This window comes from Methanomassiliicoccales archaeon (assembly GCA_035527755.1).
Classification (GTDB): Archaea; Thermoplasmatota; Thermoplasmata; order Methanomassiliicoccales; family UBA472; genus UBA472.
On record DATKZX010000006.1, the window covers coordinates 1 to 13,502 of the forward strand.

13 protein-coding genes, 1 tRNA gene and 1 rRNA gene are annotated in these 13,502 nt (G+C 54.6%); 10 read left to right on the forward strand and 5 right to left on the reverse strand.

Features of this window, described 5'->3' with window-relative positions:
• The coding region (locus VMW85_02075) for a hypothetical protein (protein ID HUT26821.1) at nt 1–2,046 on the reverse strand (2,046 nt) is incomplete at its 3' end.
• Nucleotides 2,047–2,513: 467 nt separating this feature from the next.
• On the opposite strand from VMW85_02075, the gene rrf reads away from it, so the two are divergent.
• The 5 genes from rrf (at nt 2,514) to VMW85_02100 (ending at nt 6,421) form a co-directional block, all read left to right on the forward strand.
• Nucleotides 2,514–2,634, forward strand: a 5S ribosomal RNA gene (rrf, locus tag VMW85_02080).
• A gap of 84 nt (nt 2,635–2,718) precedes the next feature.
• Nucleotides 2,719–3,531, forward strand: coding sequence for a zinc ribbon domain-containing protein (locus tag VMW85_02085; GenBank protein ID HUT26822.1), 813 nt, complete (start codon nt 2,719–2,721; stop codon nt 3,529–3,531).
• Nucleotides 3,532–3,594: 63 nt separating this feature from the next.
• On the forward strand, nt 3,595–4,374 hold the full coding sequence (locus tag VMW85_02090) for an isopentenyl phosphate kinase (GenBank protein HUT26823.1): 780 nt from the start codon (nt 3,595–3,597) through the stop codon (nt 4,372–4,374).
• Nucleotides 4,371–5,429 carry a type 2 isopentenyl-diphosphate Delta-isomerase gene (gene fni, locus VMW85_02095; GenBank protein ID HUT26824.1) on the forward strand — a complete coding sequence of 353 codons (1,059 nt, stop codon included), beginning with the start codon at nt 4,371–4,373 and terminating at the stop codon, nt 5,427–5,429. The genes VMW85_02090 and fni overlap by 4 nt, the downstream gene beginning before the upstream one ends.
• Nucleotides 5,429–6,421, forward strand: coding sequence for a polyprenyl synthetase family protein (locus tag VMW85_02100; GenBank protein HUT26825.1), 993 nt, complete (start codon nt 5,429–5,431; stop codon nt 6,419–6,421). Before fni ends, VMW85_02100 begins: the two co-directional genes overlap by 1 nt.
• Here VMW85_02100 and radB read toward each other — a convergent pair.
• From radB to VMW85_02115, 3 genes are read right to left on the reverse strand one after another with little or no spacing between them, the layout of a single operon-like run.
• Entirely contained in the window at nt 6,397–7,101 is a 705-nt protein-coding gene (gene radB, locus VMW85_02105) for a DNA repair and recombination protein RadB (protein ID HUT26826.1), read from the reverse strand. The genes VMW85_02100 and radB overlap by 25 nt on opposite strands.
• A 2-nt stretch (nt 7,102–7,103) precedes the next feature.
• A complete protein-coding gene (locus VMW85_02110; protein HUT26827.1) occupies nt 7,104–7,373 on the reverse strand; it encodes a hypothetical protein in 270 nt (89 codons plus the stop codon).
• A 4-nt stretch (nt 7,374–7,377) separates the two neighbouring features.
• Nucleotides 7,378–8,130, reverse strand: a complete 753-nt coding sequence (locus tag VMW85_02115; protein ID HUT26828.1) for a TIGR00266 family protein — start codon at nt 8,128–8,130, stop codon at nt 7,378–7,380.
• A 42-nt stretch (nt 8,131–8,172) separates the two neighbouring features.
• On the opposite strand from VMW85_02115, the gene VMW85_02120 reads away from it, so the two are divergent.
• Genes VMW85_02120 through VMW85_02135 form a run of 4 tightly spaced genes read left to right on the forward strand, consistent with a single transcriptional unit; the run spans nt 8,173 to nt 12,035 of the window.
• Entirely contained in the window at nt 8,173–9,882 is a 1,710-nt protein-coding gene (locus VMW85_02120; protein ID HUT26829.1) for an ATP-dependent DNA helicase, read from the forward strand.
• A 13-nt stretch (nt 9,883–9,895) separates the two neighbouring features.
• The gene (locus VMW85_02125) at nt 9,896–10,510 is read left to right on the forward strand and encodes a KEOPS complex kinase/ATPase Bud32 (GenBank protein ID HUT26830.1); all 615 of its coding nucleotides are present in this window, start codon (nt 9,896–9,898) and stop codon (nt 10,508–10,510) included.
• Nucleotides 10,507–11,073 (forward strand): RdgB/HAM1 family non-canonical purine NTP pyrophosphatase, encoded by a 567-nt coding sequence (rdgB, locus tag VMW85_02130; GenBank protein HUT26831.1) that lies wholly within the window; start codon nt 10,507–10,509, stop codon nt 11,071–11,073. The genes VMW85_02125 and rdgB overlap by 4 nt, the downstream gene beginning before the upstream one ends.
• Nucleotides 11,070–12,035 (forward strand): NAD-dependent epimerase/dehydratase family protein, encoded by a 966-nt coding sequence (locus VMW85_02135; protein HUT26832.1) that lies wholly within the window; start codon nt 11,070–11,072, stop codon nt 12,033–12,035. The genes rdgB and VMW85_02135 overlap by 4 nt, the downstream gene beginning before the upstream one ends.
• Here the strand turns inward: VMW85_02135 and VMW85_02140 are convergent.
• Nucleotides 12,032–13,174 (reverse strand): transglutaminase-like domain-containing protein, encoded by a 1,143-nt coding sequence (locus tag VMW85_02140; GenBank protein ID HUT26833.1) that lies wholly within the window; start codon nt 13,172–13,174, stop codon nt 12,032–12,034. The two genes, VMW85_02135 and VMW85_02140, sit on opposite strands and share 4 nt — an antisense overlap.
• A gap of 83 nt (nt 13,175–13,257) precedes the next feature.
• Between VMW85_02140 and VMW85_02145 the strand changes: the two genes are divergently transcribed.
• Nucleotides 13,258–13,332 (forward strand) — tRNA-Pro (locus tag VMW85_02145).
• Nucleotides 13,333–13,502: the final 170 nt, after the last annotated feature.

Genomic DNA, 13,502 nt, shown 5'->3' on the forward strand with positions numbered 1-13,502 from the left:
ACCGTACATGTCGTCAGTGACCTCGATGTCGCTCAGCTCCACGTTACCGGTGTTGGTGACCACGATCTTGAACTGTACCGGCCCAGAGAGCAGGTAAGGTCCGGTGACCGTGTCCGCATCCTCCCAGCTGTCCCCGTCCCAGACATACTTCTCGATGTCTATTCCAGGAGCAGCACCGAAGTAGTGCGCCATGTCGCTGTCGCTGTACATATGATCATCAAAGTAGCCGTCCACCCAGGCGGTGTTCGCCTGCTGTCCGGATGCCCAGGCCATGCTGTACTCGACATCCATGTGAGCTCCCACGGCCAGGGTCGTGCCCGGCAGGGTCACTCCACCGTACATGTCGTCATCGACCTCGATGTCGTTGAGAGGCACGTTACCAGTGTTGGTGATCACGATCTTGAACTCTACCGGCCCAGAGAGCAGGTAAGGTCCGGTGACCGTGTCCGCATCCTCCCAGCTGTCGCCGTCCCAGACATACTTCTCGATGTCTATTCCAGGAGCAGCACCGAAGTAGTGCGCCAGATCGTTATCGGTCACTTCTTCGTTTAAGGCGTCGAACCAGCCGGTAACTGTAGCACTGTTCTCCTGTTGTCCAGCGACCCATTCCATGTTGTACATGGCCTCAACTGATTCTCCGGCAGCTAGGACGCTCGGGACCGTCACGTCACCATACTTATCGTCGGTTACCGTAACATCCGTCAGTTCCACGTTTCCAGTGTTGGTCACGTTGATCATGAACTGCACAGGTCCAGCGGTCAGGAAAGGCCCGGTCGCCGTATCGGCGTCCTCCCAGTTCGCTCCGTTCCAGACATACTTCTCAATGTCTATTGCTGGTGTCCCGAAGACATTGTAGAAATTGATCAACTGAGTATGAGGCTCTGCTTGGGTCCCCCTCACCATATCCACGTATACCGTGGTTCTATCGGGATTGGGCCAATCTTCACCAGAAACGCAGTCGTGATATGGGCTAACTAAGCCGGGATCGCGTCCTATGAGGACCAGTACATACCCAACCTTATCCTCTTCCCATACGGTGTAATTTCCCTTGGGCAAACCATCAAATGCGTAATACCCATTCGCCCACGGTCCATCACCGGTCAATACATTGGATGAATAGGGGATGAAGACCATATTTTCACAGGATCCCCACAGATAGAGCTTTCCCTCCATCGATATCCTCCAACCATCGAACGGGTTGAGGTTGACGAATTTCTGTCCACTTATCACATTGGTCGGGTAGGCGGTAATTGGAATCGGAACTGTCTTTAGACCAATTCCAGGGAATTCCAGGTAGAAATGCCTGGAAGAACCAGTTGCATATGAGGACCCTTGGTGCGAAGTGCCTGTGCCCCAACTTGAGAACTCAGTTCCAGACATCGCCTGCGGCAGGATCTTTTCCAGGTCCTGCTGCCAGATGATGCTCAGGGACAGATGAGCCCTGAAGAAGATTATCACATGGTCCGTGGCAGTGGGCCATGACAGGTCCTTCACCGTGAAATACCTAAATTGATCCGGAGTTGCATCCGAATCGGTGGTGCCATCGAATTCATCCATGAAGTTTATGATCGTCGGTCCGGTTCCAGCAGCCTCACCGGTTTCGGGCGTTGGGATATGTGTACCCCATCCGGCTCCCGGAATCTCCGTTCCATCTACTAGCACGTCCCCGGTCGAATATTGGAACCCGGTTGCTAGAGATGTATCGAACCCATCGATGTAAATCGCATTACTAGATACTTGATAGAAATTGTACTTGATACTGAACTCACTTGCACCCCATATCTTACTTCCGGTATCTAGGCGCAATTGGTAAGAGACCCAATCTCCCTCCATATAGGCCTTACCCAAGTTCGCGTTCTGCCATACTGCCGATCCAGAATCATACCCGACGAAATACTCCGCCGGATAATTATCTGCCGCAGAACCGGATTCAACAGTGATCTGAAGAATTGTTATGAATCCGGCGCTGATCATGAAGATAGCGATCAATAAAGCCCCTATCTTCGCTAGATTTGTTCTACTATCAGTGTCGCCATTGGCACTCATGCCCTTATTCCCCCCTTCGATGATCCAACCGCCGAAGCGGCCGTGCATTAGTGGATTTGCGTGTGCGTTGATTAGATTATGAAATCTGTCCTTTCCGAGGTTGAATCGACTCTTAACTAGGTTAGGTGCGTATTTAATGCTTAGTATCAACATTGATAATAATCGAAACAATATTTTGGCATCCTTGAGATAGCTGGCTTTAATAGATTATTGAAAAATAACTCTGTTTTTAGTCACCGATATATTAGAAACCTCATGCAAAATTCGTAAAAATATTACGATATTTTCTTTTCCATTGCATATTATTGTACTATTATAATATGAAATTAATATTCCAATTAGAATTTTATGGAAATGATCGCCCCGGTCTTTCAAGCGGATCATATTTCATCCACCTCTATCACATCGTGCCCTACGCCTTCCAAATAAGTTTTTATAATCGGATTGGTTGCACTGTTCCAGAATGGTTTGACGGCCATCGCGGCGGGGATACGCCTGGTCTCGTCTGATCCCAGAAGCTAAGCCCGCCCGCGTTCTCCGTTGTACTGTGGTGCGCGAGCCCACGGGAAGCCTGGAACGCTGTCAGCCATTCTTTCTTACCTTTATTTTTTAATATTCCAGTACCCGATAGAATTAATATTGATAAATCACCTATTGATTTCATAATCGAAGGTGGTTGTACTGGACGTTGACCTCGTGTTTCTGGTCGTCCTGCTTATTATCTTGGCTATAGTGGTATACATCGAACTTCGATTCATGCGCACCCGCAATAGAGAGTACCTTGACAAGGCCATAGACAAGGACGATGCCTACAATAACATCGCCACCACTAAGGCCATTGCCTCGGCCCTCAGGCAGAAGGGGAAGGACACGCGTGAGGCCGAACTGGTCATCATTCAGGCTGAACAGGCTTACAACCGAGGCAGTTTCGTTTCTTCTAAGGAGTCCGCCAAGAAGGCCAGGGACATATTGATCAATGCCCCCTTCATAGAGATGTCTTTAGGTGATGCACCGAAGACGGAACCGAAATCACCCTTGGATGAGGAGCACGAGACGGCTCATGAAGTCACGAAATTAGAACCGAACCTGATCGAATCTCGTTTCATCATCAATTCATGCCGTGCCCACTTAGAGGCAGAGGAGGCATGCGGCAAGGATATTGCCCAGGCGAAGGAGCGGTTGGCCCAGGCCGAGCAATGTTTCGCTGAGAAGAGATACGATGAAGCCCTAAAGGAGGGAATGAGGGCCAGGAGAATGATGGGAGTATCTTCACCAGGTCTATCTGAACCAAAGAAAGAGGTGTCCCGGATCAAGATCCCCAAACCGGAAAGAAAGTGCGTCAAATGCGGTATCGGTGTCCCCCAGGAGGACCTTTTTTGCAGAAAGTGCGGCACTCGTGTCGAGGTGCAGCGGACCTGTTCACATTGCCAAACCGACGTATCGGTTGAGGATGCGTTCTGCCCTAAATGTGGCCGGCGGATCTGAGCTTTTTCATATCCCCTCGGTTGAAACATTAATACCCAAAGACCAATTATCCTGAGGAAGCAGATGATACTGGTCAAGTTAGGTGGCAGCGTAATTACCGATAAGGGCAGATACCGCACCTTCGATCGTGAGATCGCCAGCCGTTTGACTTTGGAGATAGCCTCTTCGGACGAGAAGGTCATGATCGTTCACGGCGCTGGATCGTTCGGGCATATGCTGGCCAAGGAGCACAGGCTGCACCTGGGTATCGATGGACCCTCCCAGATCATGGGGGCGGCCAAGGTCATGGCCGATGTCCGAGAACTGAACCTGGAAATATCCCGTTGCATGTTGGACAGCGGACTGCCGGTCGTATCACTCCCACCTGCCTCCTGTGCTCGAATGAACCAGGGAAAACTAGAGATGCTGGACGTTGACCTTTTCCAGAGATATTTAGACCTGAATATGGTCCCGTTGACCTTTGGCGACGTGGTCTGGGACCAGAAGCGCGGATTGAGCATATGCTCGGGTGACCAGCTGATGATGTCCTTGGCCGAGAAATTCAGTCCGGACAAGGTGCTGTTCGTCACCGATGTGGATGGCGTCTTCACCGGCGATCCTAATATGGATGATGACGCAGAACTAATAGAGAATGTGAACAAGGCGGTGCTGGACGCACTGCCAAGGACGGAGAGGAACGTTGACGTCACCGGCAGCATCTATTCCAAAATTCAATTCATGATAGATATGGCCGGCCGAACCAAAGAATGCCTGGTGCTCAATGGCAAGGTACCAGGAAGGCTAGAGGCGGCCATGAAGGGACGTTCGGTCATTGCCTCCAGAGTTGTAGGTGGATCCATATGAAGAAGATAGAGCGGAGGAAATCGGACCACATCGATGTCACCTTGAATGAGAATGTCGTTTCCGATTACGACTATTGGGCGGACGTGCATTTTGTGCACCAGGCTCTGCCTGAGGTGAACATGGACGACATCGACACCTCGGTCACCTTGTTCGGAAAGAGACTGGAATTCCCATTGGTGGTCACGGCCATCACCGGAGGCTTCCCTCTGGCCGAGAAGATCAATCGAAATTTGGCCGAGGCCTGCGCCAAGATGCAAATTGGATTTGGAGTGGGAAGCCAGCGACCGGCCATAGAGCACGGTGATGATGGCACTTATTCATTGATCAAAGAATATGACGTGCCGCTGGTCATCGGGAACGTGGGCGCGCCACAACTGGTCAGACAGAAGAACAAAGGGCCTTTTTCTCTCGAGGACGTACTTCGAGCCAGGGAGCTCATCGACGCGGATATCATGGCCATACATCTCAATTTCCTGCAGGAGGTCATCCAACCGGAGGGCGATGTGAACGCATTAGGCTGCCTGGAAGGCATAAGATCGTTGGCCAAAGAACTTCCATGCATGGTCAAAGAGACCGGTGCTGGCATCTCCCGGGAGACGGCCTTGCAGCTCAAGGGCACTGGCATTCGGGGAATGGACGTCTCAGGCATGGGCGGTACCAACTTCGCCGTTGTGGAGATGCACCGGGCCCGCATGCAGCATGACCTGGTAGCTAGTGGTGTAGGTGCCACCTTCTTCGAATGGGGCATACCGGCCCCAGCGGCGGTCATCGAGGCGGACGTGGGCCTGGAGATCATCGCCAGTGGAGGAGTGGACAATGGTCTTCGCATGGCCAAAGGCATCGCCCTCGGCGGTAATGCAGCTGGTTGCGCCAGAATATTACTGGCAGAGGCCATGGATTCGACCCAGAGCGTGATCGCCAAGCTCGAGATGATGAAGGCGGAGTTCAAGGCGGCCATGTTCCTGACCGGATGCAGCGAGGTGGCTGACCTGAGACGACGCCGGATCATAGTAAGCGGAAGAACAGCCGATTGGCTTTCAGCAGCGGAGGATTGATGATCATGGATCACACCAAGAAGATGAAAGACATGGTGAAGGAGATCAACCAGGCCATCCTTCTCTACGTGGAGCATGGAAAGCATGAGAAGCTAATAAAGGCCATGAGACATTATCCAGAAGCGGGGGGGAAGCGCATGCGCCCGGTCATGGCCATGCTTACTGCAGAGGCCGTGGGAGGCCGAGGAAAAGCGGCGCTCCCGTTCGGCTGCGCACTAGAGATCATACACAATTTCACCTTGGTCCACGACGATGTCATCGACCAGGACCCGGTCCGTCGTGGCAAACCGGCAGTACATATCGCCTTCGATACACCGACAGCGATCATCGCTGGGGACGCCTTGTTCGCCAGGGCGTACGAGATTCTTGCCGACACGGATGTGGATGGTGAGGCCATCCGCCGCTTGCTACGCTCCGTCTCGAACACCGTGTTCCTCGTCGCTGAAGGACAGCAGATGGATGTGGATAACGAAGAGCGGGCGGAGGTCTCTCGGGAAGAATATCTGGACATGGTGGAGAAGAAGACCGCCGTTCTCTTCGCCTGCGCCGCCGAGGGCGGGGCGATCATCGGGCGGGGAACGGAGGAACAAATATCGTCCATGCGAGAATACGCGCGGCTCCTGGGGATCGGCTTCCAGATATGGGACGACGTCCTGGGGATCAAGGGCGATGCCAAAAAGACCGGCAAACCAGTGGGCAGCGACATTCGCAATGGCAAGAGAACGCTGATCGTCGTCGATGCCCTGGAACGCTTGGAGAAGGACCCCCGGAAGATCGTCCTGACCGCTGCCCTGGGCAACGCCAACGCCAGCGATGAGGCCGTCCAAGCCGCAACCCAGCTGCTGGAGGATATCGGTTCCATAGAGCATGCGCGTCAGTTCGCCCTGGATTACGCCAAGCGCGCCAAGGAACTGCTCTCCTGCCTGATGGATTGTACGGAGAAGGATATGCTACGGGAGATGGTCGATTACGCCGTGGGCAGGGACATCTGAGGCTCGGTCTCGATCCCTTTGTCAGTAAGGTAGAATATTCCCGAACGGCCCTCCGCCAAATGCCGGTGCTTCATCAGCACCGCCCTTCGCTTTCCAGGAGCCAATCTCTCCACCAGGATTATGGTCTTGGCATTGTGATGGAGCACATTGCCGCCTAACGCTTCGAAGACCCCGGTTTCCATGTCTGTGTACACCTGGGAGGTTATGACCACCGGCAGGTTCTTTTTTCTGGCCAGGGTCAATAATCTGGCGCTCTGCCCCCCTAGTAATCGTCTTTCAACGCGCTCGTCGTCCTTGCTCGCCAGACGGTAGAACATGGTCATGGAATCGATGACTATCAATCCGATCTCGGAATTCCCCTCCGCGAGCTTGATGGCCTTATTGACCATGCGGTCCTGGTCCTCCAGACTGTGCACCTCGCTGATCAAGACCTCCTTCAGAACCTTTTCCTGGTCCTCTCCGGCCATGTGCTTGAGGCGTTGCATGGACACGCCTTCGCTATCTACGTACACCGTCTTCTTGCCCTGTAGAGCGACCTCCCGGGCCAAAGTGAGGCATAGATTGGTCTTGCCGGTGCCTGCCGCGCCGTAGATGAGAGTTAGACATCCGCTCTCCACCCCTCCGTCGAGCATCTCGTCCAGGGTGGAGCATCGGAACGGCAATAGCACCAGTTCCTCCAAGTTTACTTCCTCTCCTTTTGTTGCATATCGTCCATCTGCTCCATCCGGTAGGAGCCAGGCTCGACGTTCTTTTTTCGTTTCAGGAAATAGAACGGGATCACCATCAGCCCACCCAGTATGAACGCCACGGCCACCGCCACGAAGATAACAGCCACTATCACGAGTAAAGCAGCTATAACCAAGGGAAGGAAAAGCAGGGCCAAGAAGGCCACGGCTATGATACTGACCATCAACAGCGCCACTATAGTGGTGTCCGCCCCTCGAGAGGCCATTTCATCACTTCCTATCGGGCAGGAAGGGGACCAATGAATTAGCCAACTTGGACATGGTCATGGTCTGTAGAATGATCCGTCCCGGTCCCCTGAGGGTGGTTACGAAGAGCCCTTCCCCGCCGAACAGGGCGGTCTTTATCCCCAGGCTTTGAATGTCATACTGTACGCTGCTCTCCCAGGCCACCGTATTGGCTGTGGAGACCTTCATGACCTGACCGGGCGCGAGGTTGTATTCGATGAAGTCACCGCAACCGGCCACGAACACAGTGCCCTCCCCTTGGACCTTCTGCAAGATCAGGCCCTCGCCGCCGAACAGGGCAGCACCGAACTTCTTCTGGAAAGCAATGTCCAAGGTGACATCGTCCTCCGCTGCTAGGAAAGCGGTCTTCTGGAGCAGCCACTGCTTTCCCCCCCTCAGATCTAGGGGAACGATCTTTCCTGGTACGTTCCCCCCGAACCCTACCATACCTGGACCTCCCTCGGCGTGGAAGTTGGTCACAAAGAATGATTCTCCGGTAACGGCCCGCTTGAGACCGGACATTACTCCACCCTTGGCCTTGGTCTCCAATCGCACGTTGCCGCTCATGTACACCATGCTTCCCGCTTCAGAGTATATTACCTCTCCCGGGGAGAACTCAACGTTTACGCACTGCAGGTTGTCTCCAGTAATATTGTACTTCAGGGTATCACCTTGAGGATGGTTACAATCTTGGTTGTATTTCCATTTTCTCGGCAATGAGCATATTGTCAGTCTCATCGTAGTGCCAAGGGAGAACGCCCTCTTCGCGAATGAACCCATATGAGTTCCGGGACGATCGATCTTTTCCCTTTTCCTGGCCTCCGACACGGACAGCGGGACTTTCTGCAGGATGCGAGAGATTGCCTCGGTTCCGGTAATGTGCTGGTGGCCCACGCTCCAACCGGGCTAGGGAAGACCGCGGTGGCGTTGGCGGCGACATTGGAGGCAGCCATGGGCCGTAATGGCAGGACGGTGTTCTTGACACCAAAGCAATCGCAGCATCGGGCGGTCATTGAAACCGTTAAGGTCCTGCCCGCGGCCATCAGGACAGTGGACCTACTCTCCAGGGAGAGCATGTGTCCCCTCGGCCCCCGACCCCCTTGCCTGAACGGAAAACGTTGCCATCTGCAGGCGGAGAGACGCATTGTCCTCTGTGCCAAGGAGGTCCTGCAGAGGCCCATGCACGCCCAGGAATCGATGTCGTTATGTGTGAGGCGAGGGGCGTGCCCATACCTCACCGCGAGATTTGCCTTGAACGGTGCCGATCTGGTGGTCGGAGACTATTCCAGGGTCTTCGGCGATCTTCCCGATATCCTGCGGTTCCAAGGATCTTCCCGACCACAGTATTTGGTGGTGGACGAGGCCCACAACCTACCATCCCGGATCAGGGAAATGTTCAGCAAAGAGCATATCGTACCTTCCTCGGACGATGACGATTTAGAAAGGGTCTGGAGAGAGATGCTTTCTCAAGGTCACCGGAAAATTTTCTCCGGGGAGCTACGAACGCACCTGGAATCCCTTGGCCTCCCTGAACCGGAGATACTGGAGGAGCGAAATGAGTTCGTGCGTGATTGGTATCGCTTTGGCGAGGCTGGCATGCGCATAGCCCATCCTGACGAGAGCCGTATCTCCCTTCGTTTCCTGGAACCTTCCTTGGTAGTGCAGAACGTGCTCCATCATTGTTCTGGCGCCATATTCATGAGCGGTACCTTGCATCCACCAGAGGTGTTCGCCACCCTACTGGGCATAGAAGATTGCCTTTGCCGGACCTATCCATCACCTTTCGATGCCCGGAGACGCCTGGCGATCATCGTTCCGGAAGTAGGCACCCGATTCCGTGAACGCTGTCGAGAGAGTACGAAGGATATGTCCCAAAGAGTAGCTCAACTAAGCAGGGACGTACCGGGTAACGTGCTGGTGTTCCTCCCTTCCTACTCCTATCTATCTGCGGTGCATCGGGAGTTGAGGAACATCCGTTTGGACAAGGTGCTGCTGGCTGAGCGTCCCGGCCTGGGCAAGGAGGAAAAGGACGCTCTGACCCGACGTCTGCTGGATGGACCGAACGTGCTCCTGCTATGCAATATTCATGGTTCCTTCTCCGAAGGTGTGGACTTTCCCGCCGGATGCATCTCCGCGGTCATGGTGGCCGGACTACCCATCCCGCCCCCTGGTCTGGAGAGGAAGGAGCTTATGCTTCGAACGGCCAAAAGAATTGGAGAGGAGAAGGCCCGGTTATATCTGGACACCTACGAGGCCTTGAGCAAGGTGCTTCAGGCATGCGGCCGGGCCATACGCCGTGAGGAGGATCGCGCGGCCATTGTTCTGCTGGACCCCCGCTATTTGGATCAGAGAGTGGTTCGGTTGCTACCACCTGATATGAAGTTCGCGAACGGCGATCCGTCCGTGAACCTGCGGGCCTTCTTCCATTACGGAACGAAAGGTCATTGGCTATCATCGAGGGAGGGTGAAAGGATAATAACCGAGCATTGACTTTACTTGGACCGTGCAAGTGATAAGAAGAGGGGCGGAGGCCGAGATCCGTCGGGACGTGTGGATGGGGAGGAACGTGCTTATTAAAAGCCGCATACCCAAGACGTACCGTCACCCGACCTTGGACCAATCTCTTCGAGCCCACCGCACCAAGATGGAGGCCCGACTGCTTCAAGAGGCCCGGAGCTGCGGGGTCCCCACCCCCATCGTGTACGACATCGACCTGGAGAATGCGGAACTGTGCATGCAGGAGATCGATGGACCGCGGGTCAAGGATGCTTTGGCCACCGCTTCGGAAGAGGAGGTTAGGCGCATCTGCCAGGAGATAGGACGGATGGTGGCCAGAATGCACGGCCATGGCATGACCCATGGCGACCTGACCACCTCCAACATGATCATGGAGGACGAACGCATTTGGTTCATCGACCTTTCAATGGGAACCAAGGCCGCAAGCATGGAAGAGATGGGTGTCGACCTGCATCTGTTGAAGGAAGCGTTCCAATCGGCACACTCGGATATGCTGTATGCCTACGATCTGATCGTCGAGACCTATGCTCGAGAGCTCCCGCGGGGGCGAGAGGTCCTGGCCAAGGTCAAGGACATTGAGGAGAGGGGGCGGTACGCGTGATATTGAACCTGGTGACATCCAACGAGCACAAGCTGGAAGAGTACCGGAACGGCCTTTATCCGTTGGGCATCGAGGTAAAGCATCTCCAGGCGGATTGCGACGAGATACAGGCCGATACCTTGCACGAGGTGGTACTGGCGTGCATGGAACGACTGAAGAGGGACGGGTACCGTGATTTCATATTGGACGATTCCGGAATGTTCGTGCCGGCCCTGAACGGATTCCCCGGAGTCTATTCGGCCTACGTCATGCAAACCATCGGCTGCCAGGGAATGTTACGATTGCTGGATGGCCTGAACCGCTCCGCCCATTTTGAATGCTGCATCGGGGTATGCTCCGACGAGCTTGGTGAGTTCACCCTCACCGGACGGTCACCTGGACGTATCATAACTGAGAAGAGGGGGGAGGGCGGCTTCGGATACGATCCTATCTTCATGCCTGATGGGCAAGAGCTGACCTTCGCCGAGATGGACATGGTGACCAAGAACCATCATTCTCACCGAGGAAAGGCCATGGTGGAACTCGCTAGGGAGCTGAAGCAAAGGATGGAGGGAAAGAAATGAAGATCAGAGGCAATAAGATAGTGGTGACCGGCTGCGCCGGATTCATTGGCAGCCACCTCACGGACGCCCTTCTTGAGATGGGCAATCACGTGGTCGGAGTGGACAATTTCAGCGCTGGACGGAGGTCGTTCTTAGAGGAGGCGGAGGCCTATGACGATTTCACCTTCATCCAGGCGGACCTGCTGAAAGACGATCTTAAGGATGTTTTCAAGGGCGCGGATATGGTGATACATGTGGCCGCCAACCCCGACGTAAGGTCGGGAGCGAAGGACACCTTGTCGCACTACCAGCAGAACATCGAGGTCACCTACCGGGTGTTGGAGGCGATGAAGAGCCTGGGGATCAAGGACGTCGTCTTCCCATCCACCTCAACGGTTTACGGTGAGACCACGGTCATACCCACCCCGGAGGAGTATGGACCGCTGGTGCCGATATCGGTCTACGGAGCCACGAAACTGGCCTGCGAGGCGTTGATCTGCTCCTACGCCCATTCCTTCGACATGCAGGCGGTCATCTTCCGCTTCGCCAATGTGGTCGGCTCCCGCAGTACGCACAACGTGCTCCACGACTTCGTGGCCAAATTGCGGAACGACCCCACCCAACTTGAGATACTGGGCGCGGAGCCGGGAACGGTGAAATCATACGTACACGTGGACGATTGCGTGCGCGGCATGATCATTGGCGCAGAGTACGCCAGGAACAAGGTGGAGATGTTCAACCTGGGATCGGTCGATCGTTTGACGGTCAAAGAGATCGCCGACATTGTCATCGATTCCATGGAACTGCGTGGCGTCGTGTACCGGTGGACAGGTGGGGTCCAGGGCGGCCGCGGATGGATAGGGGACGTCAAGAGCATGCTCCTGTCCTCGGAAAAACTACGCTCCTACGGCTGGGAACCGAGCATGAACAGCGCTCAGGCCATCCGCAAAGCGGTGCGGGAGATAGTGGCCAAACCGGACTAGAGCACCAGACCGGGCACCGTCTCCCCGGTCACGTCGATCATCAAGATCCAATCAGCGAGCTCGAAGTTCCAGGAATCTCCCCCATCGGTACCGATGGGAATACTGGCCGCGGGATATCCTCCTGCATAGGGCATGCCTACCGTATCCACCACCAACCAGAATCCCAGCTCATCCTCGATCCAGAAAACTGGCACCTGGTTACCGTAGAAGGCCTGGACGTTCTCCTTGACCTCTAACGCCTGGGAAGTGCTGTTCCCTATGTAGACCGTTGGGAACGCGTGCCCACTGATGAGGTCGATCCGGCAGTCACCGCCTAGGACGGTGAGCAGGGACGATAGCAATATGGCGTGGTCCTCGCAGTCACCGGTACCCAAGGAAATGGTCTCCGAAGCCGATTGCCAATGGTCGTCGGTATCTGACAGATAGGGGAACTCCGCCCTTATCAGTTCATATGCTTCGATGATCTGCAACACGCCATAGTCACCGGGTACAGTGTCTAGCACCCTCTCGGCAAGATCGCTCACGGCCTCGAGATCCACCAGATCGTTGAACCGATTGTAATACTTGACCGGGTTCCTATCAATCTCCCGAGCGTGTAGTTCAGGCTCCAACAGACATTCCATATCGTTGCTACCGACCATCAATGTCCCTTTATCGCTCCAGAAGTTGCCGTTGGGGGAGGAGGCCCACAGGTTCATATGGATCTCAAAGGTCGTCGTACCGCTCGTGCCCGGTCCTTCGTAATACAATATCCCCAATCCCTTTTCCTCACCCGGCGATATGTACTCGGAGCAGTTCACCGAAAAAACATCACCCTGGCCTTCCCAATTGAAGCTATAGGCGCTGACGAACACCTCATTGGAGCCTGCGTTCTCAATGAAAAGCTCTATGGTCCCGCCGAACTCCTGGTATACGTTCGTATAGCTCATCGAGGTCTTGAGGTGAACCGAATAGTCCAGTCCGCTGACCGGGCTCGGTTCCATGACAGTATCGTCTATGAAATTGATCGCTGGAGCGGTAAGTTCCCCCTCCTGAAATCCATCGGGGTCCTGAGCTATGCCGCCCAATAAGAAGAATGCCAAGAGCATGATGACGATGGCTATGGCGATCCCCGCCACCGCTGCCGCGCGACCGTTCATGCACGGTGTTTGCACCTTTCGAATATATATCAATTGCCAGTTTAGACAATTATATATTACTGAACACGCCATCACGGCGCCGAGGGGCCGTAGGGTAGCTTGGTCCATCCTTCGGGCTTTGGGAGCCTGAGACTCCGATTCAAATTCGGACGGCCTCACTTTTCATTTCATCATCATAGTGATCTTACCGACTGGAAATGGATCGGGCCGGACCCTGATTTGGGATTAGGCTTATGGCCCTCGGACGATGATATCTCCGTGCGTGTGGTATGTTCCGACGGAGAAGAGGTTTGACAGAGGGCCCTCCCTCTCAATGCTTGTGTCCCAG